Genomic DNA, 26,393 nt, shown 5'->3' with positions numbered 1-26,393 from the left:
CATCTAAATGTTCGTTATTTCTACTTTATTCCCTTGAACAAAATCATCTTCATTTTCTAGAGTATATCCAGTTATTTTGGATACAAACTCTTTTCCTTACTAATTCTATTACTCGCCAATATTGTATAAATTAAATAAGCAATAAAAATGATAATAAAAATAACATTAATTTTTAACACAAAATAGAGATTTAACAAATTTGCGAACGCATGAAATAATATACAGTATCCCACAGATTTCGTTTGACGGTAAAGAAGCCCTAAAACAAAACTTAAAAATAATGTATATATAAAAAATAAAATGAAAGGAAATCCTTGATGACTTTCTCCAACTATAAACCATAAAGGCAGATGCCAAATTCCCCAGATTGAACCTACAATCAAATTAGATTGCCAATAAGTATATTTTTTATCAAGTAATGGTTGTAATATTCCTCTCCATCCTAATTCTTCATGTCCACCACCAAAAAAATTAGTTGTATAAAGAACAATGGCATCAGATAAATTGATACTCCATTTAATTCTAAGGAAGATACAGAAAATAGTATCAAAATTGCTAACAAATGAATAATGAAATAAATACTACTTTTTCCTTTCTTACTAAATAGAAAATGTTGAAATTTTATATTATTCCTTTTCAAATAAAAGCCACTTGCAATAGCTGGTCCAAGTGCACCTACTATATGTAATATTCTTCCTATAATCGTTTCTAATCCAAAAATATGAGATTGCGTAAAGATGGCAAGAATACCCCAAGCTATATAAGTAATTCCAAATGTACAATAAAGATAATTTTTTAAATTCTTTTTGTCAATTTCTGTCATTTTATCTTCCTAATCCTGATTATTCTATGTATAATATTTTTTTACTGCTTCTTAGTTGCTCTCGATTATAACTACCTATATTCTATCATAAAAATAGGAGCAGTTTAATTGATTGTTCCTGTTTTTTATTACAAATATTCTCGAACAATTATCGTCACAACAGAATATAATTCATAGTTTACGTTTAAGTACTATTTTGTTACTAACTAGCTAACAAAAAGAGTGAGGAAATCAAACGTTTCCACCACTCTTTTGTATTCTATTATAGATAAATCGATGTTCTATCACTATCTATTTACTCTGTAATTTCAAATGATTTATCTTTTAGATTAGTTCTTAATTCTGCCACTGTATTGGCATCGGTATTGGTCCAGCTGATGTGGATAGTATTAGAGTCTTCCATGTCAACAGCAAACTCTCCATCAAATGCTGCGCTGGTATTACGGAATTTGAGCAGATTGAACAAGGACTGCACAACTGGGCGTTGAACTTCTCGCTCAATTTCTTCCAAATCATAATAGTGACGGTTGATGTTGCGGCCTTCTTTGGTTGATTCGAGCAATTCGATATCATTTTCTCCTGCCAACAAGCCAACGTAGTAAATCTGCGGACTACCTGGTGCAAAACATTGAAGCACACGTGCCAAGAGATAGGCTTGGTCATCATTTCCTAAAGCTGAATAGTAGGTACAATTTATCTTATAAATATCCAAATTGTTGTAGGCCTCTGAGCTGTAAATCTTTTTGACATTTGCTCCTTGGGCATAGAGGGCTTCTCTTGTCGCCTCTGTTTCCTCATCTGTCAGCAAGTCCTTGACATGGGCCACTCCGATACCATCGTGCGTGTCCAAGGTTGTAAATTGCTTCCGATGGCAGATTTCCATCCAGTGAACAAGACGGTTGACATTACCTGAATAAAGAGCATGAAGAACCAGCATCGGAAGGGCAAAGTCATAGACATAGTAGTCTTGCTCAGCGATTTTTTGCTGAATGGTGTAATGTTCATGAATTTCTGGAAGAATTTCCACTCTTTTTGGTGCCAATAGCTGACGCGGAAAATGAAGCGTTTCCCAAATATCTGGCTCAACAAAGAAACAGTTGGTGCCGATTTTCTTATTGGCGTAGGCAAAGGCGTCCAAGCGAATAATGGAAGCTCCGTGGTCCGCTAGCTGTTCCAGATTTTCCTGAATAAAGCGACGAGTTGTTTCTGTTGTCACATCGAGGTCGATCTGTTGCTCATCAAAGGTACACCAAACTTTTTCCTCACTACCATCAGCAAACTTGGCAATGCGATAGGGAGCACGTGGCTTCCGTTTGTAAATCAGGTCTACATCTTCCTGAGTCGACTCACCGTTTGGCCAAAAGTTTTTGTAGCGGATAAACAAATCCGCATAGGCAGACTCATCTTTCTTTTCTAGGAAATCAAGGAAATAAGGCGACTTGGCTGAGATATGGTTAATCATGAAATCAAACATGAGGTAGTAGTCTTGACTGAGTGCCTCAATATCGCTCCAATCTCCAAAAGCCTCATCAACCTTGCTATAGTCCATGGGTGCAAACCCGCGGTCGCCTGACGATGGAAAGAAGGGAAGAATGTGGACACCACCGACCACATCTTTCAAAGGGCCTTCTAAGACCTACTTCAAGTCTTTCAGATTTTTTCCAAGACTGTCTGAATAGGTAATTAACATTGCTTAATTTTTTACTTTCATAACTTGCTCTATTTACCTTCCTCAAAGCGTTTATAGACTGCTATAAATTCCTCAGCAATCGTTCGAAAACCTTCTGCACTCATTAACTGATCCTCAGCGTGCATCAGAAGTAGACCTGTTTGGCTTAATTCCCCATTCATTTCTTTTGTCAAAAGTGAGTGGTGAGCATTGTGTCCCTGTACATATGCTTCTTCGCCTTGTTTAATTCTATCTTTAGCCTGCTCGAATTCACCCTGCCTAGCCAATTGAATAGCATCGATGTACATAGATTTTGCTGTTCCTACATAGGTGATAATTTGAAAACACACTTCGAGTACTTTTTCGTCCATTTTAATACCTCTCTTACCAATCTTCGTCTTCTAAATCGCTTGTTTCTTGTATTTCAGCTTGTAAATCTTGTTTATCCATCTGTTTAATAAACGGATAATAAACAAAGAAAGACATAACCAAAATAAGTGTTTGCAACAAGGCTGTTTTCCAACCACCGATGATAAATCCTGAAATAATTGGAGGACAAGTCCACGGAACTTGAACGGCACCATACATAGGTGTCAGTCCAAAATAAATCGCTGAATACTGGATGATACAAGATAAAATAGGCGTTAATATAAAGGGAATTGCTAAAACTGGATTCATTACAATCGGCAAACCAAAGAGCACCGGCTCATTGATATTAAAGATGGCTGGAACCATTTCAAGACGTCCAAGAATTTTTAGTTGTTTTGATTTTGCAAATGCAACCATGTAAACTACCAAACCAATCGTAATCCCGGCACCTGTAACATTGATAAATTGATCAAAAAATTGAATCGTCACAATATGACCACCATTGGCTAGATTTAATTCAAGGCCCTTATCTAAAATGGCTTGGTTTTCCAAAGCATTCGCCTGTAGCAAGCCACTCATGATGCCACCAACTACAGTTGAGCCGTGCACCCCAAACATCCATAAGAATGGTACAAGGAAACACATAAGCACCGCACCAAACAATGAGTCAGTCAAGCCTTGCATTGGTGTTTGAATAAGATTATAAATCACTTCAATCGTTGTGACCTTAAACAATTGTTCAACAAGTCCGACAAAGATCGTTGCCGCTGTGATGATAACAGTAGCAGGAATCAAGGCTGAAAATGCGTTGGCTACACCAGTTGGTACGCCATCTGGCATTTTGATTTTGATATTTTTCTTCAAAAACCAAGAATAGCTTGCTCCTACAATCAAACCAACGATAATGGCACCAATCATCCCTTTCCCGGAAGTCCAATCCTTCAGAATAATGTTACCAACTACATCCCCATTTTTAGAAATCAAACTGGAAGGCTGGATTAGCAAGAAAACTGCTAGGGCAATGACACCTGCCCCAAGTGGCTCCTGTTTTTCTAGCTTAGCATAGGTATACGCAATCCCAATGACTGTTACAATCGCACTGATATTAAAGGTTGCACCAATTGCTTGATTGAGAACAGGGGTAATACCACTAGTTTCTAACATCGTTGCTAGAGCTGGAACTGGAAGATTGGCCAAGATAAGAAAGATGGAGCCAACAATCAACAATGGCATAGAGAAAACAATACCATCTTTTATCGCTGTTACACCTTTGGTATTGACAAAGGCCATCATCCTATCAACAAACTTTTTAATCAGTTTATCCTTCATCATCTTCTCCTTATTTTTTCATCATGTAAGCTTGTTTAAGAACTGCCATACCGTTTGCAGTGCCATAATCAGCCATTGCAATCACTTCTACAGGAACATTGTGAGAAGCACAAATTTCTTTTGCTTTTTCAAGTTGGAAACCAACCTGTGGGCCTAATAGAGCCACATCAATATCTCCAACTCTTTGTTCCAATTCACTGATGGAATAAGCTGCAATTGTTGCATCTTTCCCTTTTTTCTGAGCCGCTTCTTTCATACGCTCAACCAAAATACTTGTTGACATACCTGCTGCACAAAACAATCCAATATTCATTTTAATTACTCCTTATAATTCGTTTCCATTTGATGTAATCACTTTTTGATACCATGTAAAGGAATCTTTCTTCATTCGTTGCAAAGTTCCTTCGCCATTATTATTCTTATCGACATAGATAAAGCCATAACGCTTCTCCATTTCACCTGTACCAGCACTAACAATATCGATACAGCCCCAAGGGGTATAACCAATGACATTTACGCCATCTTCTTCAATCGCTAACATCATTTGTTCAATGTGTTGTTTGAGGTAATCAATGCGGTAAGAATCATGTATTCCATCAGGCTCTACCTTATCATAAGCACCGAATCCATTTTCAACTATAAAAAGCGGACAGTGATAGCGATCGTATAAAAGATTTAAGCTATAGCGTAATCCCTCAGGGTCAATCTGCCAACCCCAATCGCTTGATTCAATATAGGGATTTTTCTTAGTATAAACATCTTTGAAAAGTTCTTCTGTTTCCTCAGATGCTGTAGCAGTCACTGTATCACTCATATAGTAACTCAAGCCAATATAATCTACACAACCTTCTTTTAGAGTTTCTAGATCTTCTGGTAAAATATCCAGTTTGATATTATTTTTTCGACAAAAGGCCTCGATATAGTAAGGACGCTCTCCAAAAACATGAAGATCTCCATAGTGAAATAAACGATGCTCCATTGCCTTCTGGCTAGCAAGTATATCTTTTGTATCACATGTATTCGGGTAAAATGGTACCATTGCCAGCATACAACCAATTTTGAAATTTTTATTGATTTTCCGACCTAATTGTACAACTTTTGCAGAAGCCACTGACTGATAATGGATAACCTGCTGTAGTACCTCAACTGGATTTTCATCTTCTTGATAAATGACACCAGAATTAGTCCATGAGCACCAAGGAACATTAATTGCACCTTGATTATTGATCTCGTTAAAGGTCATCCAATACTTAACTTTGTCCTTATATCGTTCCATGACGACTTCCGCAAAACGAACAAAGAAATCAATCAACTTGCGATTACGCCAAGCACCATACTTAGTAACTAGATGATAGGGCATTTCAAAGTGACTGAGTGTGATGACCGGTTCAATTTGATGAGCTAGCAGCTGATCAAATAAATCATCATAAAATTTCAACCCTTCTTCGTTAGGTTCTTCTTCATCTCCATTTGGAAAGATACGAGTCCAGGCAATCGAAGTTCGAAAACACTTAAATCCCATCTCAGCGAATAATTGTATATCGTCCTTATAGGTTCTGTAAAAATCTATTGCATCATGATTCGGATAATATTCGTCAGGTAAGACGCCATCAGTAATCTGTCGAGAGTGACTAGCACTTCCAACCGTCATCACATCGGCTATCGAAATGCCTTTTCCACCTTTATCATACCCTCCTTCAATTTGGTGAGCAGCAACTGCCCCACCCCATAAAAAGCCTTCTGGTATTTTTGCCATTTTACCAATCCTTTCTGTATTTTGTACTAGCGCTATGAACAAGTCTATTTTACCACATACTGTACCTGCTGACAATAGATATTGAGATAGAAAATAAATGTACAGTCGAACAATATTTGTTACATAAAAAAACAAGAGTTTTCACTCCTATTTTTTTAAATAAACTTGGTAACGTAAGGATTCTAAAAAATAGACAACTGGAATCTGAGTGGTCAAATTAGTGGAACGTAGCGAGGAATCTGCGTAGGCAACTGGCATAAAGTAGGATAAATTTATATCCGATAGCTGTGATAAAGTGGAAATATCTGTATTTGTCAGACTAACAATCTTAGCATTTCTTTCTTTGAATCCCTGTACCAGAGTTAGAACTTCTTCTGTCTCACCGCTGACACTTAGAGCAATAACCAAAACATCCTCCAAATTAGAATGATGCAATTTCAGAGAATAAAATGGGTTAGTAATAGCAAAGCTAAGAATACCGATTCCAGAAAAAAGATATGAGCCATATTCTGCCAAACTTAGACTAGTACCCACCCCTAAAAAGATAACTTGTTTGGCTTGAACGATCAAGTCTGCTATCTCTGATAGTTGTTTTTTTAAAGCTTCATCTTGGACACTAGTCTGTAAAAATTGTATTGCTGGAATACCAATAGGAAAGTAGTGACGATGTTTATTTTCCTTATCTTCCGACCTTGACAAGGCATATTTTAAATCATTGTAGCTATCAAATCCCATCTTTTTCGCAAAACGAATGATGGTTGTTGTCGATAGATTTATAGATGTCGATAGCTCTCTGATAGTCATCGTAGCAACTTTATCTCTATGTTGCAATATAAAATTATACACGCTTAATTCACTATTATTTAGCCCTTTTACTTTATGATAATCAAATAAAATCATAGACACCCTTATGCTTTTGTAGTATATAGTTGTTTCATTAACATTTCAATAATGAGAATAACAGGTACCTGCGTCGTAATATTAAACCCATTTAAAAATAATTGAGGAACATGATAGGTTATGGAGCAATCAGATAGCCTTGACAATGTTGATTCCAATGTATTTGTGATGGCAATAACTGGACAACCTTTTTCCTTTAATTTTTGTACAATTTTCAATGTTTGAGAAGTCTCACCAGATTCGGATAAGGCAATGACACAAGTTTTTTCCATACTGTTTTGCAGCACTGGTTGCCAAGGATCTTCAATACACATACTAAATTTGCCAATATTTGAAAAATAGCGCGCTCCATATCGACCTAAAGTTCCAGAGGAACCAATTCCGACAAAAACAATCTGTTCAACGTTCTTTAAGATTGCCACAGCCTCCATAATCAGCTGCAAAAAAGTATCTTGCTCAGTATAATCAATGAATAGCTTCAAAGAATGATTGTCTTGATTGTTTAAAATAATTTGCTCATTTTTTAAATATTCTTTATAAGCAATCTTAAAATGGCTATATCCATCAAATCCTAGATGCTTGCAAAATCGTTGTACGGATCCAACTGATACATGTGCAAGTTGGGCCAATTCCTTGATTGTCATAGAGGATATATTTTCATTTTCTAAAATAGTTGTATAAATAGCATTTTCTATGTCGTTAAAACTTGCTACAACCTCATAACTAAACATATAATCCCTTTTTCTATCTCTATTGATTTGCTTACAATATAACAAAAAACTAATAACCAAAGTGTTCTACACTAAAATAATGGAGAGCATAATGGCTATAAAACCAAGTCAGCATTAAAATCTATTAGAAAACCAGACGAATCAGATTTGTCTAACGAGACATGGTTAAGAGAAAATACTTTAAAACAGTATTGCCTTATGTCCTAGATTATATCATATTTTTGAGCATACTTTGAGTATTGTTAGTTTATTGACTTAAAAGAAACATAACAAGAGCTTATCTCTATTAAATTGTCTCAATTTCAATCGCCCATTCTGGAGATATGTAAGGTGGGGTAGTTTCTATTCCCACAAACTCCTTGTCAATGGAAACAAACACGTACCCACAGGGTAAATGGAAATAGAAACTGATAATTTCTAGCTATCACTTCTATTCATTCCAAAAATTTCTCACTCTGATACTTCCCCACGCCAATACAAAAAGCCTTGCAATCAAGGCTTTTCATTATCCCTTTCATTCAAAGGTTTCTAGGTTTTTACGAGCAGAGCAACACACTCCACGTGATGTGTTTGCGGGACTCAAAAGGTTCAGTGAACCTTTTGAGGATTAACTGCGTTTTACCAACAAACTTACACACTCGACGTGGTGCGTCTGTGGGACTCAAAAGGTTCGGGGAACCTTTTGAGGATTAATTGCGTTTCACTAACAAGCTCACACACTCCACATGGTGCGTTTGAGGAAACAAGTCAACCGGTTGCACTTTCTTCAATTCATAGCCCAACTCTTGGTAGAGTTTGATATCACGCGCCATGGTGGCGACGTTACAGGATATATAGGCGATGCGGTCAGCGCCTGTTTGGGCACTTGCTTTGATAAAGCTTTCGGTCAAGCCCTTGCGTGGTGGATCGACCAGGATGGCGGTTGGTTGGATGCCTTCCTTGAGCCAATTCTTCATGGCATTTTCTGCTGTATCACAGACATAGTGGGCATTGGTGATGCCATTTAAGCTGGCATTCTTCTGGCTATTCTCCACGGCCTCGGGGATGACTTCTACTCCATAAACTTCCTTGACATGCTTGGCAACGGACAAGCCAATGGTCCCAATTCCGGAGTAGGCATCAATCACCACATCCTCTTCTTTTAACTCCGCAAAGTCAATGGCTGTCTGGTAAAGCTTCTCTGCCATTTCGGTATTGACCTGATAAAAGGCTGGTCCAGAGATTTGGAAAGCATTTCCCAACATTTGATCCGTAATATAGTCTTGACCATAAAGCGTACGCCATTCTTTTCCAAAAATGGCATTGGTATTCTGGTCATTGATATTTTGCATAACGGATTTGATGGCTGGGAATTGCTTGATCAGCTGTTCGATCAACTGGTCCACACGGAACACCTTAGGACGAGTGGTGACCAAAATGACCATGATTTCTCCAGAATGATGTCCTCTACGAACCACAAGGTTACGAATCAAGCCAGATTGTTCCTTTTCATCATAAGGCTTGAGGTCAAAACGACGAATCAAATCTCGAAGAGCCAAGACCACTTGGTCAATGACGGGATCTTGGATATAAAAGTCTTCAATCGGCATCAAATCATGAGAGTTCTTCCGAAAGAAGCCTGTTACGACCTGACCATTGACACGACGAACAGGGACTTGGGCCTTGTTGCGGTATTGGACAGGATGGTCCATCCCCAAGGTCAGAGGCACTTCCATATCAGTGATTCCCGCCATCTTGTAGAGGCTATCCTTGGCCTGCTTGGCCTTGAATTTCAGTTGCTCCGGATAAGCTAGGTGCCCCAAGTCGGCAATGCCGCTTCGCAAGTAAGCCAGGTCTAGCTCTTCATTGCGGTGAGGAGATTTCTCCAGGTACTCCTCTACTTTTCCGTAGCCGATCTTCTTATTGACCTTGAGCACGCGCATGCGGATGACTTCTCCTGGCAGGGCATTCTCCACAAAAAAGACCAGGCCATCGACCTTAGCCACTCCTGCTCCTTCGTGTGTCAAATCGACAATCTCAACGGTTACAATTTCATTTTTCTTTAACATCGTTTTCTATCTTTCTACAAATTAAAAGGGGTGGAGTCCAAAACTCCTATCCCCTTATTATATCATCTCAGTCCCATTTGGTACAATTTCTTTTTATAAGCATCGAAATCGACCAGCAAGCCTTGGCCACCGTACATATCGTAGGCATCGACCCAATCCCCATTTTCTGGGATGGTCACTCGTTCAATTCCTTTTCCAGCACTTCCGACTAGTCCAAGTCCATTGGTCAATAGGAAGGAGAAGGGAACATTGGTAGACGTCATGGCAAAGACTTTCCCAAGGGCTTCTGATCCCGTAAAGAGTTTAGTTGGATCCTTGATCTGATGCATGATAGCGGACATGACCTCTTGCTGGCGACGGGTCCGACCAAAGTCTCCTTCATCATCCTTGCGGAAACGCGAATAATTGAGAAGGGTCCGGCCATCCATCCGTTGTTTTCCAACCTTGATGGTTTGCTGCGGAACGACACCGTCTTTCATGTTCAAATCATCTGGTACTTCTACTTCACTGACCTTTTCGCCATCAACCGTTGAAAACTGCGCATTCATCTCGACCCCATTTGGGAAGAGGGTATCGATCGCTGTCGCAAAGGTCTTGAAATCGACCATGGCGTAATATTGGATGTCAATGTCAAAGTTGTCTTTGAGCATCTGACGCACCAATTCAGCCCCTTGGTTATTATTTTGCTCCCCGATGGTGAAGGCAGTGTTGAGCTTCTGGTCGTAGTAGCCGTCGTACTCTGGAATATTTTGCTGGCTGACTCCATCGATATGGACCAGTGTATCCCGCATGAAGCTGACCATCTTAATCTTGCCTTCTTTGTTATTGACATTGACCACCATGATGGAGTCTGTCCGGGTCTCATCCGATTTCTCACCGATCCGCCCATCTGTCCCCAAGATCAGGATATTGACCCCATCTCGCGACTTCTTGCCGTTAAATTTCTCAACGACAGCTGGTTTGGCATCTGGACCTGTCGGCTTGCTGTTGAGGCCTTTCACAAACATGAAGACCATGCCACCGATAATGAGCAAGAAAAAGAGAGCAAGCCACTTGAGGATTCTCTTCACACGAATTTTTCTGCGGGGTTTCTTTCTTTTCACCGCACCACCAGCTACCGCAGTTTTTTTCTTAGACCTTTGGCTACGTGACTGGTAGACAGGAAGGTCACCGATTTGCTCTGAAACCTCACCTTGAACTTCTTCAGTACTTGCTACTTCAGGCGTAGTAGGTCTGGATTCCTCATAAGCTCCTTGACTCTTCTTGAGCAGGTACTTGTATTCTAGTTGTTCTCGTTCATTCAAATAATGAAAATTTGAGTATAAGTACTCTAATCGCTTTCGCTCATGGTGAGATAGAAAGTTTGATTCCTTACTCATCTTTTCTCCATTCCATTTTCTTTTAAGGTATAGACCTGATACTGACCCAAGACTTTTGTCTGAATGCCCAAACTGTCTAATTCTTGATAGGCAAACTGCAGAAGATCAGGCGCTTCGTTTAGGAGGTCAATAATGAAAAAGTATTCTCCTAAAGCTGTTTTTAGTGGTCGACTTTCAATCTTGGTTAAATTGATCCCCCGCCAAGCAAAGGTAGACAAACCTTTATAGAGGGCTCCTGCCAGGTTACTTGGTAAGGTCAAGGCCAAGCTAACTTTTTGAAGGGCCGGACTTAAAGTTTCTGAGATCGCTGGCTCTTTGGCCCCTAAAATCCAAAAACGTGTATAATTGTCCTCGATTTCTTGGATGTCTTTTGCCTGGACTTCCAAGCCGTACTCACTTGCTGCTGCCAGAGGGGCAATCGCTGCAATTTCCAAGTCTGGATGTTCTGCTACATATCGCGCTGCATAGGCTGTTGAAGCCGTCATTTCCATAGCCACATTTGGATAATGGGCCCTGAGAAAAGCCTTCCCTTGGGCCAAAGCCTGTGGATGCGAATAGACCGTTCGAATGAGACGATCTTTTTTAGCCACCAAGAGCTGTTGCTTGATGGGATAGACCACTTCTGCAACGGCCTGAATCGTCCCTTGATGAAAGAGGTAATCAAGGGTCTCATGGACACTGCCTTCGATAGAGTTTTCAACGGGGACGACTGCAAAATCGATCTCTTGATTCTCATAAGCCTTGATGACATCTGTGATCGTTCGATAGGCGATACGTTCAGAAGTTGGAAAGCTATGAGTGGCCACATCATGGGTAAAAGATCCCTTGGGACCAAGATAGCCTACAAGCATCGAATAATCTCCGCAATTTCTTCAGGTGTTTTGTCCTCGACATCCACAATATGGGTAGCAATCGCTTCATACAAAGGCAAACGTCCATCAAAAATCTTCTTAAATTCTTCTTTTGTGTTGTTTAAAAAGAGGGGGCGTTGCATGGCTTTGTCATTCTGAATCCGGCTGTACAAGGTCTCAAAATTCACTCGCAAGTAAATATTATGCGGATTTTTTTCCAGAAGCGCACGGTTATGAGGATTGACGACAATCCCGCCTCCAGGGGAGATAATGGCTGCCTCGTTTTCCAACAAACGCTCCAGCATTTCAGCTTCGCGACGACGAAAGGCTGCTTCTCCTTCCACTGCGAAATAGTCATTGATCGACATACCGATCTCTTCAACAATTAATTCATCCATATCATGGAACTTTGGATCAAGAATCCGACCAACGGTCGTTTTCCCAGCTCCCATAAAACCAAGTAAAATTTTAGCCATGCAGTAATGTCTCCAAATCTTCAAAAAAACTAGGGTAACTGGTGTTGATGGCCTCTGCCCGATCCAACACCACATTTCCATCTCTCACCAATAAGGCAGCAATGGTAGCCATCATCCCAATCCGGTGATCTCCAAAGGTCTCTAAGTCTGCTCCATGTAGGGGAGTCGGTCCAGTGATGATCATGCCGTCTTCCGTTGGCACGACATTAGCTCCCATGGCATTAAGGCTATCTGCTACGACCTGGATACGGTCTGTTTCTTTCACGCGAAGCTCTTCAGCATCCGCAATCACGGTTTGGCCATTTGCTTGTGTCGCTAGTAAAGCGATAATCGGCAATTCATCAATCAAGCGTGGAATCAACTCCCCATCAATCCGAATCCCTTTTAAGGACGAAGTCTTGACAGTGAGACTCGCAGAGACCGCTTTTTCATCGCGATCCTCCATGGTGAGATCTCCCCCCATTTCTTGAATCACTTCGAGAATCCCTGTCCGCGTTTGGTTGATGCCAACATTTTCAATCTTGATCACACTCTCTGGCAGAATGAGGCCTGCCACTAACCAAAAGGCTGCACTGGAAATATCTCCAGGAACGATGACTTCTTGACCTTGGAACTCTTGTCCACCTTGGATGCGGATGGTTTTTCCATCCACTTGGATCTCTCCACCAAATTGGCGAATCATATCCTCCGTATGGTCACGCGTCTTTTCCTTCTCGATAATCGTTGATTCACCCTCAGCCTGTAAAGCCGCAAAAATAAGAGCAGACTTAACTTGGGCCGATGCGACTGGCAAACGGTAATGAATGGGTTGAAGCTGATGTGTCCCTTTTTCATGTAAAGGCGGGCAATCGCGCTCTCCCTGACCAGCAATCTCTACTCCCATCTGACGCAGTGGAATCGCTACACGATCCATGGGCCGTTTGGAAAGACTATCATCTCCAACCATGGCCACTGCAAAATCCTGACCTGCTAGGACACCTGAAATCAAACGTATAGACGTTCCTGAATTGCCCATATCAAGGGGAGCGGTCGGAGCTTGAAGACCTTGAAAGCCTACCCCTTGAATCCGAATCACATCCCCGTCATCTTGGATGGAGACTCCTAAATCACGAAACACCTGGATGGTAGAAAGCACATCTTCGCCTCGCAAGATATCATAGACCTTGGTTTCGCCCTTTGCAAGACTTCCAAAAATAATGGATCGGTGACTGATGGATTTGTCACCAGGGACACGAATGGTTCCCTTTAGACCCTTGCTATTGGTTCTTAATTTCATTGCCATCTCCAGAGTGCTTTTCCACATATTCTATCATAAATAGGACATGAATTCAATTTTTGATCAAAAATTTGGAACAAAAAACGAATGTTTCCAAGCATTTTTTGCGTTTCTTTTCTTCTACTGGCGAACGAAAATACCAGAGTCGAAATTACAACTCTGGTAGAAATTTCTACTTGTATAAATCTTGAATCGGCTCAAAGATGATCTTTTCAAGATCTGCAAGATAAATAGACAATTGTTGTTGTTTGGTGAAAAATTCATTCACAATCGGACTTGCTTGGATTTTTTCCATGTAGTCCTTCATTTCTTGTTGCACAGCTTCTGTTGGAAGTTGACCGGATTGCATCAAGCCTTGTAGTTTATTTTGGAAAGCGACGTATTCGTCAAACAGCTTTTTCGCTTCTGGATTTGCTTCAATCGCTTGCTTACTTTCTACGACAGCCTTATATTCAGGAAGGTCTCGAAGGGTGCGAGAGAGTTCATTTGCTAGATCATAAATATTTGCCATTTTATGGGCTCCTTTACTGATAAGATACCTCTATTATACTTCTTTTCCCTCAATATTCCTAAAATGAAGCAGGCATTTTGACGCAAATCCTTCTGTAGACCTAGCGAGCAAGGACAGTATAAGACGTTGCCTGGCTGATCAATGTTTGAGCTCGCTCTTGATCCTCTGCATTTTTAAAGGTCAGCTACAAAATCCCGTGGATATCTTCCCGATTCTCTTCATTGATGTGAATATTGACCAAAGAAATCCCTTGTACAATTTGCAAAATCTCAAGAATGACGCCTTCCTTATCTGGAACATCGATAAAGAGATCATAGGCACTATCGCGTCCAGCACGCTGATGGATCTGCATTTCTTTTCTGTGCTTCCGCCCTTCATGGAAAAAAGACCAAATAGCCTCTTCGTTATCTGCTTGAATGGTCTCAGCCACCTGATCCAAACGGTCTTTGAAATCTTCAATCCGCTCTAATATCGCTTGAGGGTTGGACAAGAGAATAGAAGTCCACATGCCTGGCTCACTTTCCGCAATCCGTGTCATATCCCGAAAGCCACCAGCCGCAAAACGGCGGGTCATTTCATGCTCTTCCCCATAAGCTACGGCCTGCTCGACCAGAGTGGAGGCTAAAATATGAGGAAAATGGCTGATCTGGGAAGTCACTCGATCGTGTTCCGCGGCATCGATTTCAATAAAGCGGGATCCCAATCCACTCAGAAGCTCTTTCAACTCTTCCATGGCACCTCCTGTCGTCAAGCTGGAAGGAGTAAAAATATAATAGGCATTTTCAAATAAGGTTGCATCTGCCGCTGCTGCACCTGTCTTATGACTACCAGCCATGGGGTGTCCTCCCACAAAGCGTACGGCCTTATCTGTAAATACCTTTTCAGCTTGTGCAACAATTTCTGCCTTGGTAGAGCCTGCATCAGTCACCAGTACCTGGTCTTTCAAATTCAGGCCAGCTAAGGTTTCTAAGTAAGACTTGGTTTGCTTAATCGGAAGCGCCAAAATGATAATATCCGCTAAAGGGGCAAAGGCTTCGAAATCATCCGTCACTTGATCCACCATTCCCCTTTCAAGGGCGATGGTTCGAGAGGCTTCACTACGATTGTAACCAAGAACGGTCACATTTGGGTGGGCCCTCTTAATGCCTAGCGCAAGTGAAGCACCAATCAAGCCCAACCCTGCAATATAAACAACTTTCTTCTCCAAAGGAAAACTCTTTCTCTTAAAAATTCTTAGTAAATTCTCGGTGATTAGCAACAGCTTCTTTCAATTCTTCCAAGTTATCGGATGAGAATTTTTCAAGCACTTCTGTAGCAAGGACCGTTGCGACCACTGCTTCCATCACCACTCCTGCAGCTGGTAGAGCCGTTGGGTCGCTGCGCTCAACCGTCGCCTTATAAGGCTCATGAGTTTCAATATCCACACTCATCAAAGGTTTGTAGAGGGTCGGAATAGGCTTCATGACGCCACGAACTAGAATGGGCTCACCGTTGGTCATCCCCCCCTCAAAACCACCAAGATTATTGGTGCGACGGGTATAGCCACCTTCTTCAGACCAGATGATTTCATCCATGACTTGACTACCTTTTAGGCGACCTGCGTCAAAACCAAGGCCAAACTCAACTCCCTTAAAGGCATTGATAGAGACCACTCCTTGAGCGATTTTGGCATCCAATTTCTTGTCCCATTGCACATAGGATCCTAGTCCAACAGGTACACCGCCAACCAAGGTTTCCACAATTCCCCCGATGGTATCGCCATCTTTTTTCACTTGGTCAATGTAGGCCTTAACGGCTTCTTCTTGTTCTGGCACAACGATCGAAACTTCCGACTTAGCCGCCTTTTCCTTGATTTCTGAAACGGTTAGATTCCCGGGAATTGCAATCTCGATTCCCCCAAAATTAACAATGTGGCTGGCCACTTCAACGCCGATTTCTTCTAAAATCCGTTTAGCAACTGCACCAACGGCTACACGCATCGTCGTCTCACGGGCAGAAGAACGTTCGAGCGAATTACGAAGATCGTCAAAACGGTATTTAATCCCTCCGACTAGATCGGCATGACCAGGACGTGGCTTTGTGATCTTACGTAGATTTTTCTTTTTCTCTTCGACCGGTGCTACATTCATGATCTCCAGCCATTTTTGGTGATCCAGATTGGTCACGTTCAGAGTAATCGGACCTCCCATGGTCAAGCCATGACGGACACCTGATGTGATCTCAACACGGTCACTCTCGATTTTCATCCGAGCACCACGACCATAGCCACCTTGTCGACGTTTGAGCTCTTTATTAATATCCTCTTCAGATAAAGGAAGGCCTGCCGGAACCCCCTCGATGATGGCTGTTAGTCGAGGCCCATGGGACTCTCCTGCTGTTAAATATCTCATACGACCTTATTCCTTTCTTTCTAAAAAGTCCTTCACTTCTTGAAGAGGGATTTGATGAATCGCTGCTTGCCCCAACTCTGGAACAATTACTAATTTCAAGCTCGTCCCACGCGCTTTTTTGTCATGGGTCAAGGCTTGATAAAGGGCTTCTTTATCCCAGTTCTCATATGCCACTGGAAGTCCAAATTTCCGACACATCTCTTCAATTTTTTGACTGATTCCTTTTGGCATCAAACCCTTTTCTTCTGCAACTCGGGAGAGTTGTACCATGCCCATACTGACGGCTTCTCCATGCATAACTTGCCCATAACCAGCTGTCGCTTCAATAGCATGTCCAATAGTATGACCAAAATTGAGATACAGTCGAATGCCATTGTCCAGCTCGTCTGCCACAACATGGTCTCGCTTCACCAGGCAAGAATGAGAAATGATGCTCTCTGCATGCTCTAAAATACTCTCGACAGAACCATCCATGGCTTCCAATTCTTCCCAAAGTTCAGTATCTTGGATGAGACCGTACTTGATGACTTCGCCCATCCCCTCGATCAATTCACGTTGCCCTAAAGTGCTCAACACTTCAGGATCAATAAACACACCATCTGGTTGGGCAAAGGTCCCCACCATGTTTTTGGCAAGTGCTGTGTTGACTCCAGTCTTTCCCCCGATAGAAGAATCCACCTGTGCAGTCAAGCTAGTCGGGATCTGAACAAAGGAAATTCCCCGCATATAGGTCGAGGCAGCAAAACCAGCCAAATCACCAACTACGCCACCCCCAAGAGCAACGATTCCATCACTGCGCGTCATGCCCTGGGTAGCTAGAAATTCATAAACTTTTGAAACAGTGGTTAGATTCTTACTAGCTTCCCCTTGAAGAAACTCAAAGCGCACCACTTGAAAACCAGCTTTCTCAAGGCTCTTCTCTACGATTGAGGCATATAGCTTAGCCACGCGGTTATCGGAAATGATAGCGACTTTTTTATCGCCCCAAAGAGTGCGCAACCAGTCTCCAACCTGGTTGAAACCACCTCTTTCAATCACAATATCATAGGAATGTCCTGGAATAGGTACCGATACGTTCATAGGAATCTCCTTTTCAGCATGTTCTCTATTTATCTTACCATGAATCCATCTCCTTGTCTGCATTGAAAAGGACTTATGCAAGAAAAAAACAAGACACAAAGGTCTTGTTCAGACTGAAGAAAAAGTCCATTTTGGACGATTTTCTTCAGTCTTTTTTAAAAAATAGAGAAAGCAAAAAACTCTTAAGAATAGCGCGATATCAGCATTCCTAAGAGTTTTCACTATATGGTACCCAACCTACAAAATAGCAATGTTTCTATTGCTGGTAGGGTTTGTCTACGTTCTGACAAGACACCAAAGTCTTGTCTTTTTCAATGTATAAAATGACTATATTCATTTTTTAAGGCTTCCCAAACTGCGTCCGCTGGGAAATCCTTATCCGTCATCAACTCAAAGGCTTTTTCTGCCTGATAAAACAGCATTCCCAGTCCATTTAAAGTCTGATTGCCTTGTTGGCGACCCAATTTTAAAAATGGAGTTTCAGCTGGAAAATAAATCATATCGGCAATAATCGCTTCTTTTGGAAATTGAATGCTCTCAGGAATGGGGAGGGACTCACCATCCATGCCCACACCTGTCGCATTCAAGATCAAATCGGATTTATTTAGAATCGTTTGAATTTTCTCTGTATCCTTGATATAGTGCAATTGCAAGTCGAACTGAAAATTCTTTCCTAATTGGTCCAAGCGTTGTTTGGAAGTCTCATAGCCTTCCGAGCGCTCAAACAGATGGATCTCTGCTGCCCCTTGCGCAATTGCATGCGCCACAATCGCAGAAGCCGCACCCCCAGCACCCAGGATCGCCATGATTCCATTTTTCATCGAAAAGGTCATCGGTAAACTGCGAAAGAAACCAATCCCATCCGTATTATAGCCTTTAAGCTTGCCAGCACGGTGAACAATGGTATTGACAGAACCGATCTTTAGGGCCATCTCATCCACTTCATCTAGATAAGGAAAGACCTTCTGCTTATAGGGCATGGAGATATTGGCTCCAATCATATCCAACTTACGAATTTGGCTAATGGTGCTTTCTAAGTCTTCTTCAGCAATATCCCAAGCTAGATAAGCAGCATTGGTCGCTGTTAATTCATAGGCTAGATTATGGATAAAAGGAGAGATACTATGACGAATGGGATGGGCAATGACTGCTGCCATCCGAGTATAGCCATCAATCTTCATTCAATAACTCCCGAATTCTTCTCATATTTTCAAGAGGGATTTGACCTGGAGCACTTTCTTCTCCAACTCTAGCATAAGACCAAGAAGAGCCTGTCAAATCAGCTGTCAAACGTGAAATTTTCCCGATCTTACCCATGGAAATGGTGACATACTCTTGCTCAGGATTCAACGTCTTGAAACCACGCGTATAATTCATCAAATCAAGGACATCTTGTTCATTGTGGGCCATAACGGATACCTTGACTAATTTTGGAGAAAAACTGGTCAATTCCGATAAGATCTCCATCATATTTTCCGGTGTCTCTTGGAAATTGTGGTAGCTGAGAACAAGATTTGAAAATTCCAACATCTCTTCAAAGACTTCACGGTGACTATAATACTCGAAATCGATATAATCCGGATGATAGATGGATTGAATATCTTTCAAAATACCAACATATTCCTCGTTGGTCAGCTCCATCTCTCCACCTTCAGCTCGAGTCCGCGAGGTGAATAAAATCTCGCGTCCAGCAAATTTCTCAAAAACTGCAGGAGCAACAGTTAAGATCTCGCTTTTTTCTAAAAAGTCCGCACGCCACTCAATAACATCTGCATCCTCGTAACGCGAACTATCTAGTTGTTGCGCCTCTTCTAAGGAGCGAGGCATAATCGAAACAACTAACTTCATACATCCACCCTAATCGTAAATACTTTTAAGTAATTACTACTTTCTTCTTTCTTGTTCCATCGAAAATCTCCCGGAAGTCCGTATTCCGCTACATAGCGATGCTTACGACCTTGAAATCCCTTTTCGATTTGTTTTTTAAATTTATCTTTGTTGACATTTGCCGCATTGGTACTGAGAATCAAGGTCCCACCTGGATTTAAAATCTCAAGAGCCTCGCTGACCAATCGATGATAATCTTTAGCGACTGAAAATGTCCGTTTTTTATTCCGCGCAAAGCTAGGCGGATCGAGCACGATCACATCATAGCTTAGGTCATGGCGTTTGGCATATTTGTAATAGTCAAAGACATCCATCACGACAAAACGATGAGCATCTAGCGCCAAGCCATTTGCCACAAAATGCGCTTCTGATAATTCTCTACTTCTCTTAGCCAGATCGACCGATGTTGTCTCAATTGCTCCACCCATGGCCGCAGCCACAGAGAAGGCTGCCGTATAGGAGAACATATTGAGCAAGGACTTGCCAGCAGCTAAGCCCTCTACCAAGCCACCTCGAACTTCATGCTGATCCAAAAAGATCCCCGTCATCAAGCCATCATTGAGAAAGACTTGGTAAGAAACTCCATTTTCAAGAATCAAAAATTCTTGCGGAGCTTCTTCTCCATAAACACGAGCCGACTCATAATCCAAACCTTTAAAGCGAATCTTTTCATAGCCACCTCGTACTTCTGGAAAAGCCTCTTGAAAGGCCGCTAGAATGGTTTCCTTGATCTGAAATACGAAGGGATTGTACCAAGAAAAGACAACAAACTCACCATATAAGTCAACCGTGAAACCACCAAAACCATCTCCCTCTTGGTTAAAAAGACGAAAGGCTGTCGTCGTTTCATCTGCATAATAAGAACGACGGTATTGCTTGGCCTTGATGAAAAGCTTTTTAAAAAAGTCTTGATCAAAAGCGACCAACTCTTGCGAAACAAACCATCCAATCCCTTTATTTTGTTCAGATAAGTATCCGACTCCGAGGGATTGTCCATCTCCTGAAAGCAATTGAACCGCTTGATCCAAAGCAGGAAGTGAGTCAAAATCTTGCTTTTCAAGAAGAGATTGTCCTTGTTTGATTTTTGTTGCGACCTGGCGACTGACTGTGAGTTTTTTCATACCCTCTATTATAGCAAAAGTCTGAGGTTTTCACAAAGGGAGGCTTTATTTACTAGAACTTTTTTTGCTATTTTATTTCAGCTCTTATCCTTTAGCTTTTTACGATTTCATATACCTGATCTTTCCTATTTCTTTCCTCTGCTTTACAGTCTTTTTTTTCTTTCTCCATAAAATTGTGGTATACTTGTATATGAAAATTTTTAGGAAATAAGACAAGGAAGTAACATTTTGTGAAAAAAATTACGAATTCGATACTCAATTTCATGAGTACCAGACTAGGATTTGTCTTGACCCTTCTGTTGCTCTACTGGTTCAAAACCATGTGGGCCTATTCAGTTGATTTTAATTTAGACATTCAGGGACCGTATCAGATTTTTCTAGCAGTGATCAACCCATTGCCGATCAGTTTGCTCTTCATTGGTCTAGCACTCTATATCAAACGAACCAAGCTCTTTTATAGTTTGGCCTTTGGGATCTACCTTCTCTTATTTATTTGGTTGATTTCCAATTCCATCTATTATCGAGAATTTACAGACTTTGTAACAGTTAATACCATGTTGGCTTCCAGCAAGGTTTCTGCTGGTCTCGGAGCTGCTGCTTTAGAATTATTCCGCCCTTGGGATGTGATCTACATTTTAGATTTCCCCATTCTCGCTTTCTTCTTCTTTAAGAAATGGATTCGAATGGACAATCGTCCCTTCAATAAACGAGCCAGTTTTGCGGTTACATCCTTATCAGCTATGCTCTTTTCGGCCAACCTTTTCCTTGCAGAAATTGACCGACCTGAGCTCTTGACTCGTGGTTTCTCAAACTACTATGTCGTTCGTGCCCTTGGCTTACCAGCCTTTCTGGGTTACAGTGCTAATCAGACCTATGTTGCTAACAAAGAACGTTCCAAAGCTTCCGAAGCAGATTTAAAACCGGTGGAAGAATATATCCAACAGCATTATGCCAAGGCTAATCCTGAGTACTTTGGAATGGCCAAAGGCCGTAACGTCATCTACATTCACTTGGAAAGTTTCCAACAATTCTTGATCGATTACAAGTTGAAAGTAGATGATAAAGAATATGAAGTAACGCCTTTCTTAAATTCACTTTACCACTCGAAAGAAACCTTTGCCTTTTCAAACGTCTTTAACCAAGTCAAGGCAGGGAAAACGTCCGATGCTGAGACCATGATTGAAACTGGACTCTTTGGACTCAACCAAGGTTCCTTTATGGTGAACTATGGTGGAACCAATACCCAACAGGCTGCACCATTTATTCTTTCAAAAAATGGTTACAACTCGAGCGCTGTTTTCCACGGGAATGCTGGAAGTTTCTGGAACCGAAATACCGCCTATAAACAATGGGGCTACAATTACTTCTTTGATGCCAGCTACTTCACCAAACAAAACAGCAGCAATTCCTTCCAGTATGGTCTTAATGACAAATACATGCTCAAGGATTCCATCAAATACCTAGAAAGATTGCAACAGCCTTTCTATACGAAGTTCATTACGGTTTCCAACCACTATCCTTATACGACCAGCTTGTCAGGAGATGATCTTGGCTTCCCTCTAGCTAAGACACAGGACGAAACCATCAATGGCTATTTTGCGACCGCTAACTATCTAGATTCTTCGATCAAAGCCTTCTTTGATTACCTGAAAGAGTCTGGTCTTTACAAAAATTCCATCATCGTTCTCTATGGGGACCACTACGGAATTTCAAATTCCCGCAACCCAGCTCTTGCTCCTCTACTTGGTAAGAACTCTGAAACGTGGTCCAGCTATGACAATGCCATGTTGCAACGCATACCTTATATGGTAGTCGTTCCAGGTATGGATAAGGGTGGCATCATCAACACCTATGGTGGCGAAATCGATATGCTCCCAACCTTGGAACATTTGCTTGGGATTGAATCCAACAAATTCCTCCAAGTTGGTCAAGATATGCTCTCACCCGATCATGATCAAATCGTCGCCTTCCGCTCCGCTAACTACTTTGTTACTCCAGAGTATACGAGCTATAGTGGCCGGACCTATTACACTAAAACAGGTGAGGAAATCACGAACCCAGACGAAAAAACCAAGGAAGAACTGGACAAGATTAGAGAAGCTGCTAACCTTCAATTGAAGATTAGTGATAGCATCCAGACCGGTGATCTCCTTCGCTTCTTCAAGGGCAATGATCTTGGAAAAGTCAATCCAGAAGATTATTCCTACACCAATTCCTTCAAGGCATTGAAGAAGATTGAAAAGGAAAAAGGTGACAAATCAACCAGCCTTTATAACCAACGTGGCAACCAGTCCACCGTTGATCTCTTCAAGGCACCAACTTATAAAGAATTGCACCCAGAAAATGATAGTTCTTCCTCAGCCGAGACCGGCAGCAGTTCTTCTAAATAAAGAGAATCCCTGAGTTTAAAAACTCAGGGATTTTGTGATTTCTTTAAAAAGATCACGCTTTACCTTCATCTAGAACTTCAAAAACAGAAGCCGTTAAATTCTCCACATAGAATGGACGTTTATGGCGACTATTCCCAACCATCAATTTCAATTTATCTGAATTTTGGAGGTAATATGGAAGCCCGCTAGCATTGAAGATGACCAAGTACTTCTTGTCTCCTGTTAGTTCATAGATGACAAGACCACTGGTATCAGTTGCAGATTGAATAAAGACTTGTTGGTAGATTTTATCATAGCTTTCAAGTCCTAAGACAGGAAGACTTGTCTTCAAGGCGATCAAGCTTCGGATATAGGCAATTGATTCCTTGTTCTGACTGACCAAATCCCAATTGACCTGATTCACAAAATCTGGAGCATTGTAGGAATTCATGGCCCGCTCACGATCCAAAGGGGTGATTTCTCCATCAGGACCTGTCGCTACCAATTTGGTCCGCATAAACTCTTGACCCAATTGCATAAAGGTCATGCCCTGAAAGAGCAGATTCATGGCTGTAGCCAACTCTGAGCGCTTGACCAAGCCTGCTACTTCTTCATTCGGATGAAGGGTCTGAAGCAAGTCATAGAGATTATAATTGTCATGAGCTTCCACATAATTCAAGACCTGATTCGGACTTAAATAATGACCAAGCTCTGCACTACCTAGAGCAGCACGCGCAACGATATTCTCTGTCGATTTTCGGCTGACGAAGCCACGTTTGATGGAACCATAAACCTCAGCCCCTTTAATAGCATCGCGCTCCGTATCATTGAAGAATCCAATTCGAGGCAATTGCGCCGCATTGTCTTTCTTAGCCTTGTCCTCTGGTGCGAGACCTGTTCCCATGTCCCAACCTTCTCCGTAAAGGAGAATGCGAGGATCCAGAGCGTCCATTGCCTCCCGAATAGCATTCATCGTCCTTACATCGTGAATCCCCATCAAATCAAAGCGGAAGCCATCGATTTGGTACTCTTTGACCCAGTGCGTGAGGGAATCTATCATGTACTTGCGGTACATTTCATGCTCACTAGCCGTTTCATTACCGACACCTGTCCCATTTTGGAAACGACCATCTGGCTCCATCCGGTAATAATAATCGGGCACTGTATTTTGGAAAGGACCATGTTCGGTCGAATAGATATGATTGTAGACCACATCCATGACCACAGAAATTCCTGCCTCATGATAAGCCCGGATCATGGTTTTGAGCTCTTTCATGGTTTGTTTCGGATTGGATGGATCCGTCGAAAAGCTAGTTTCTGGTGCAGAATAATTCTGAACATCGTAGCCCCAATTGTAGGTCACCTGGCCTTCTTCGTCGTACTGTTTAAAGCGATCAGAGATCGGTTGCAGTTGCACGACATTAACTCCTAACTGACGGATATAATCAAAAGCAGTTGCATCACCATGGCTATTGACGGTTCCTTTTTGGCAAGCACCAAGATAGGTCCCTCGCAAAGACTCGTCCACACCTGAAGTCAGTGACTTAGTCAAATCCCGAAGGTGCATCTCATAGATCACTGCTTGACAAGGGTTATCCAAGCGCCAAGGAGTCTCATCGGCACCTTTTTTAGTGCCCCAATCAAACTGACGATCTGCTCTCGAAAGAATGGCAGTGCGCATCCCGTCCGCTGTCGTTGCAATGCTATAAGGATCGCGCGTCACTTGAGTATGGTGTTCAAAATGCACACGATATTGATAAGCCATGCCACTTAAATTTCCTAGAAAATCTAAAATCCAAACACCATGGGTATTTGCTGGGTGGTAGCTAGACTCTTGTTTGCCACGCGTCATTGGCATGCTTTTCCAAATAGGCGCATCCAACTCTGTTGATTGATAAAGCAACAATTCAACTTTCTTAGCCGTTGGAGCCCACAGTTTAAAGCAATGCTCCCCTTCTTCCTCCCGATGACCGAGCCAGCCTTGATACGCCCATTTAGCATCAAACTCTCTAGGACGCATCGCCATATCGTAGGCATGAGGCTGACGATGGCTGTATGCATGACTCGTCAAAGCAGCTTGCAAAGAATAATAGACTGTATCGTCTCCATCGAGAATCCATACTTCTCGAACATGCCCTTCTGGTAAGAGTTCGATTTCAAAATCACGGGTCTTAGTGAGCCAATCCCCTTCTTTAACCAGGACATGGCCCCGGTTCAAGGCATCCTCACTCTCGTATACCAGATTTCCCTCTACTCCAAAATAATCCAACTTGGAGAAAGAGACTGATTTTCCTTCTACTTGATCCTGCCACTGCCACATATCATAGGCAAAATAATTTCCTTTTTGCTTATGAAAATGAAGCTTTACATGGTATTGTCGCATAACATTTTCCTATTGCCAATTTAATACCGAAGGAACCATTCCTCGTGAAACACGTACGTGGCTCTAACTATTTGTTTTTATTCTTCAGATGTGTGAACCAAAGCATCGTTGTTGATTTCATCAATATTTGCAAAGAATTCCAAGTGATTATGGAAGACTTCCAATTCAACTGGAGTATCTCCTCCGTACTCCCCATCTAGATTGATGCGGAATGGTTGAGCATTTTTCCCTAACATTTCGATCGTCAACTTCTTGGTCTTGAGATATTCTACATTTTCATCGTGCACATGCTTGCCTCCATTAATGGCCTGAATCATCAAGGACAACATGTTAAAGAGCTTAGCAGTTTTTACGATAATCAAGGTAAAGTTCCCATCATCGAGCTTAGCATCTGGCGCGACACTTTCAAAGCCAGCAATCGAGTTGGTCAAGGCCACAAAAATCATAGACGCTGGCCCTTCAAAGACACCATTGTCGTGCTCAATCCGCACCTTCCGAGCCTTGTTTCGCGGTAACATTTTAGCTGCTTCAGCCACATAGGCAAAGTAACCCAAGCGAGATTTAACGCTACTTGGAACACTGAAGGTCAATTCTGTCATGGTTCCTGCTGCAGCAATGTTGATGAAATACTTGCTGCCATAGGCACGACCAATATCCATTTGAATGGTTTGGTTTTTTTCTATAATGCGAGCAGCCGCCACAGGATCTCCCATCGGGATCTTCAAGGCACGCGCATAGTCATTGGTGGTACCGGTCGGAATAAAGGCCATCTGCGGCCGATTTTCCAGACCTGCAACCCCATTGACCACTTCGTTAATCGTACCATCTCCACCAGCGGCAATGATTAAATCAAAGCCTGCTTTAGCGGCTCTTTCTGCTTCATTTTGGGCAGAAAATGGTTCAGGAGTCGTTTGATAAGCGCTGGTTTCATAGCCCACGTCTTCAAGTACGTCCAAGACTTCCGCAATATTTTTCTTGATAATTTCTTGCCCAGAGGTCGGATTATAAATTAAACGGGCTTTTTTGATTCGTTCTACCATAAAGA

The 26,393-nt window shown here is 41.8% G+C and carries 20 protein-coding genes and 3 pseudogenes; 1 reads left to right on the top strand and 22 read right to left on the bottom strand.

Features of this window, described 5'->3' with window-relative positions; genetic code table 11:
* Positions 1-71: 71 nt before the first annotated feature.
* The 20 genes and pseudogenes from HMPREF0833_RS01755 to HMPREF0833_RS01660 form a co-directional block, all read right to left on the bottom strand.
* Positions 72-823: pseudogene (locus tag HMPREF0833_RS01755) on the bottom strand (CPBP family intramembrane glutamic endopeptidase).
* A gap of 295 nt (positions 824-1,118) precedes the next feature.
* A pseudogene (gene gtfA, locus HMPREF0833_RS01750) lies at positions 1,119-2,513 on the bottom strand (sucrose phosphorylase).
* A gap of 29 nt (positions 2,514-2,542) precedes the next feature.
* Positions 2,543-2,863 (bottom strand): PTS lactose/cellobiose transporter subunit IIA, encoded by a 321-nt coding sequence (locus HMPREF0833_RS01745; protein WP_013903427.1) that lies wholly within the window; start codon positions 2,861-2,863, stop codon positions 2,543-2,545.
* A 13-nt stretch (positions 2,864-2,876) separates the two neighbouring features.
* On the bottom strand, positions 2,877-4,190 hold the full coding sequence (locus tag HMPREF0833_RS01740; RefSeq protein WP_041818169.1) for a PTS sugar transporter subunit IIC: 1,314 nt from the start codon (positions 4,188-4,190) through the stop codon (positions 2,877-2,879).
* A gap of 10 nt (positions 4,191-4,200) precedes the next feature.
* Positions 4,201-4,503 carry a PTS sugar transporter subunit IIB gene (locus HMPREF0833_RS01735; protein WP_001020606.1) on the bottom strand — a complete coding sequence of 101 codons (303 nt, stop codon included), beginning with the start codon at positions 4,501-4,503 and terminating at the stop codon, positions 4,201-4,203.
* 12 nt (positions 4,504-4,515) lie between these two features.
* Positions 4,516-5,946, bottom strand: coding sequence for a 6-phospho-beta-glucosidase (locus HMPREF0833_RS01730; RefSeq protein WP_003003486.1), 1,431 nt, complete (start codon positions 5,944-5,946; stop codon positions 4,516-4,518).
* Positions 5,947-6,093: 147 nt separating this feature from the next.
* A complete protein-coding gene (locus HMPREF0833_RS01725; protein WP_013903424.1) occupies positions 6,094-6,846 on the bottom strand; it encodes a MurR/RpiR family transcriptional regulator in 753 nt (250 codons plus the stop codon).
* Positions 6,847-6,854: 8 nt separating this feature from the next.
* Positions 6,855-7,577 carry a MurR/RpiR family transcriptional regulator gene (locus HMPREF0833_RS01720; protein ID WP_013903423.1) on the bottom strand — a complete coding sequence of 241 codons (723 nt, stop codon included), beginning with the start codon at positions 7,575-7,577 and terminating at the stop codon, positions 6,855-6,857.
* A gap of 689 nt (positions 7,578-8,266) precedes the next feature.
* Positions 8,267-9,625 carry a 23S rRNA (uracil(1939)-C(5))-methyltransferase RlmD gene (gene rlmD / locus HMPREF0833_RS01715; protein ID WP_013903422.1) on the bottom strand — a complete coding sequence of 453 codons (1,359 nt, stop codon included), beginning with the start codon at positions 9,623-9,625 and terminating at the stop codon, positions 8,267-8,269.
* Between the two features lie 62 nt (positions 9,626-9,687).
* Positions 9,688-11,004: an LCP family protein gene (locus tag HMPREF0833_RS01710; RefSeq protein ID WP_013903421.1), complete on the bottom strand. Its 1,317-nt coding sequence runs from the start codon at positions 11,002-11,004 to the stop codon at positions 9,688-9,690.
* Positions 11,001-11,855, bottom strand: coding sequence for a prephenate dehydratase (pheA, locus tag HMPREF0833_RS01705; protein ID WP_013903420.1), 855 nt, complete (start codon positions 11,853-11,855; stop codon positions 11,001-11,003). Before pheA ends, HMPREF0833_RS01710 begins: the two co-directional genes overlap by 4 nt.
* A complete protein-coding gene (locus tag HMPREF0833_RS01700) occupies positions 11,846-12,331 on the bottom strand; it encodes a shikimate kinase (RefSeq protein WP_013903419.1) in 486 nt (161 codons plus the stop codon). The genes pheA and HMPREF0833_RS01700 overlap by 10 nt, the downstream gene beginning before the upstream one ends.
* Positions 12,324-13,607: a 3-phosphoshikimate 1-carboxyvinyltransferase gene (gene aroA / locus HMPREF0833_RS01695; RefSeq protein ID WP_041818165.1), complete on the bottom strand. Its 1,284-nt coding sequence runs from the start codon at positions 13,605-13,607 to the stop codon at positions 12,324-12,326. The genes HMPREF0833_RS01700 and aroA overlap by 8 nt, the downstream gene beginning before the upstream one ends.
* A 172-nt stretch (positions 13,608-13,779) precedes the next feature.
* Positions 13,780-14,118 (bottom strand): YlbF/YmcA family competence regulator, encoded by a 339-nt coding sequence (locus HMPREF0833_RS01690; protein WP_013903417.1) that lies wholly within the window; start codon positions 14,116-14,118, stop codon positions 13,780-13,782.
* 100 nt (positions 14,119-14,218) lie between these two features.
* Positions 14,219-15,325: pseudogene (locus HMPREF0833_RS01685) on the bottom strand (prephenate dehydrogenase).
* 16 nt (positions 15,326-15,341) lie between these two features.
* Positions 15,342-16,508 carry a chorismate synthase gene (gene aroC / locus HMPREF0833_RS01680; protein WP_013903415.1) on the bottom strand — a complete coding sequence of 389 codons (1,167 nt, stop codon included), beginning with the start codon at positions 16,506-16,508 and terminating at the stop codon, positions 15,342-15,344.
* A gap of 6 nt (positions 16,509-16,514) precedes the next feature.
* The gene (aroB, locus tag HMPREF0833_RS01675) at positions 16,515-17,588 is read right to left on the bottom strand and encodes a 3-dehydroquinate synthase (RefSeq protein WP_041818163.1); all 1,074 of its coding nucleotides are present in this window, start codon (positions 17,586-17,588) and stop codon (positions 16,515-16,517) included.
* Positions 17,589-17,899: 311 nt separating this feature from the next.
* Positions 17,900-18,769, bottom strand: coding sequence for a shikimate dehydrogenase (gene aroE / locus HMPREF0833_RS01670; RefSeq protein ID WP_013903413.1), 870 nt, complete (start codon positions 18,767-18,769; stop codon positions 17,900-17,902).
* Positions 18,759-19,436 carry a type I 3-dehydroquinate dehydratase gene (aroD, locus tag HMPREF0833_RS01665; RefSeq protein WP_013903412.1) on the bottom strand — a complete coding sequence of 226 codons (678 nt, stop codon included), beginning with the start codon at positions 19,434-19,436 and terminating at the stop codon, positions 18,759-18,761. The genes aroE and aroD overlap by 11 nt, the downstream gene beginning before the upstream one ends.
* Positions 19,433-20,596 (bottom strand): class I SAM-dependent rRNA methyltransferase, encoded by a 1,164-nt coding sequence (locus HMPREF0833_RS01660; RefSeq protein WP_013903411.1) that lies wholly within the window; start codon positions 20,594-20,596, stop codon positions 19,433-19,435. The genes aroD and HMPREF0833_RS01660 overlap by 4 nt, the downstream gene beginning before the upstream one ends.
* Before the next feature lie 230 nt (positions 20,597-20,826).
* Between HMPREF0833_RS01660 and HMPREF0833_RS01655 the strand changes: the two genes are divergently transcribed.
* Complete coding sequence (locus tag HMPREF0833_RS01655) at positions 20,827-22,986, top strand: LTA synthase family protein (protein WP_013903409.1); 2,160 nt, start codon at positions 20,827-20,829, stop codon at positions 22,984-22,986.
* Between the two features lie 52 nt (positions 22,987-23,038).
* Here HMPREF0833_RS01655 and pulA read toward each other — a convergent pair whose 3' ends face one another.
* Complete coding sequence (pulA, locus tag HMPREF0833_RS01650; RefSeq protein ID WP_013903408.1) at positions 23,039-25,348, bottom strand: type I pullulanase; 2,310 nt, start codon at positions 25,346-25,348, stop codon at positions 23,039-23,041.
* Between the two features lie 77 nt (positions 25,349-25,425).
* On the bottom strand, positions 25,426-26,388 hold the full coding sequence (locus HMPREF0833_RS01645; RefSeq protein ID WP_003014385.1) for a diacylglycerol kinase family lipid kinase: 963 nt from the start codon (positions 26,386-26,388) through the stop codon (positions 25,426-25,428).
* Between the last annotated feature and the right edge of the window lie 5 nt (positions 26,389-26,393).

This window comes from Streptococcus parasanguinis ATCC 15912, assembly GCF_000164675.2.
GTDB classification, from domain to species: domain Bacteria; phylum Bacillota; class Bacilli; order Lactobacillales; family Streptococcaceae; genus Streptococcus; species Streptococcus parasanguinis.
This window is presented reverse-complemented; position numbering and strand designations above follow the sequence as displayed.

Excerpts from the sequence above, each read along its gene's own strand:
- aroA (WP_041818165.1), bottom strand. The coding sequence starts at position 13,607 with ATGAAATTAAGAACCAATAGCAAGGGTCTAAAGGGAACCATTCGTGTC.
- HMPREF0833_RS01710 (WP_013903421.1), bottom strand. The coding sequence starts at position 11,004 with ATGAGTAAGGAATCAAACTTTCTATCTCACCATGAGCGAAAGCGATTA.
- rlmD (WP_013903422.1), bottom strand. The coding sequence starts at position 9,625 with ATGTTAAAGAAAAATGAAATTGTAACCGTTGAGATTGTCGATTTGACA.
- pulA (WP_013903408.1), bottom strand. The coding sequence starts at position 25,348 with ATGCGACAATACCATGTAAAGCTTCATTTTCATAAGCAAAAAGGAAAT.
- aroC (WP_013903415.1), bottom strand. The coding sequence starts at position 16,508 with ATGAGATATTTAACAGCAGGAGAGTCCCATGGGCCTCGACTAACAGCC.
- aroD (WP_013903412.1), bottom strand. The coding sequence starts at position 19,436 with ATGAAGTTAGTTGTTTCGATTATGCCTCGCTCCTTAGAAGAGGCGCAA.
- HMPREF0833_RS01660 (WP_013903411.1), bottom strand. The coding sequence starts at position 20,596 with ATGAAAAAACTCACAGTCAGTCGCCAGGTCGCAACAAAAATCAAACAA.
- HMPREF0833_RS01735 (WP_001020606.1), bottom strand. The coding sequence starts at position 4,503 with ATGAATATTGGATTGTTTTGTGCAGCAGGTATGTCAACAAGTATTTTG.
- pheA (WP_013903420.1), bottom strand. The coding sequence starts at position 11,855 with ATGCTTGTAGGCTATCTTGGTCCCAAGGGATCTTTTACCCATGATGTG.
- HMPREF0833_RS01645 (WP_003014385.1), bottom strand. The coding sequence starts at position 26,388 with ATGGTAGAACGAATCAAAAAAGCCCGTTTAATTTATAATCCGACCTCT.
- HMPREF0833_RS01720 (WP_013903423.1), bottom strand. The coding sequence starts at position 7,577 with ATGTTTAGTTATGAGGTTGTAGCAAGTTTTAACGACATAGAAAATGCT.
- HMPREF0833_RS01700 (WP_013903419.1), bottom strand. The coding sequence starts at position 12,331 with ATGGCTAAAATTTTACTTGGTTTTATGGGAGCTGGGAAAACGACCGTT.
- HMPREF0833_RS01740 (WP_041818169.1), bottom strand. The coding sequence starts at position 4,190 with ATGAAGGATAAACTGATTAAAAAGTTTGTTGATAGGATGATGGCCTTT.
- HMPREF0833_RS01730 (WP_003003486.1), bottom strand. The coding sequence starts at position 5,946 with ATGGCAAAAATACCAGAAGGCTTTTTATGGGGTGGGGCAGTTGCTGCT.
- aroB (WP_041818163.1), bottom strand. The coding sequence starts at position 17,588 with ATGAACGTATCGGTACCTATTCCAGGACATTCCTATGATATTGTGATT.
- HMPREF0833_RS01690 (WP_013903417.1), bottom strand. The coding sequence starts at position 14,118 with ATGGCAAATATTTATGATCTAGCAAATGAACTCTCTCGCACCCTTCGA.
- HMPREF0833_RS01725 (WP_013903424.1), bottom strand. The coding sequence starts at position 6,846 with ATGATTTTATTTGATTATCATAAAGTAAAAGGGCTAAATAATAGTGAA.
- aroE (WP_013903413.1), bottom strand. The coding sequence starts at position 18,769 with ATGAAGATTGATGGCTATACTCGGATGGCAGCAGTCATTGCCCATCCC.
- HMPREF0833_RS01745 (WP_013903427.1), bottom strand. The coding sequence starts at position 2,863 with ATGGACGAAAAAGTACTCGAAGTGTGTTTTCAAATTATCACCTATGTA.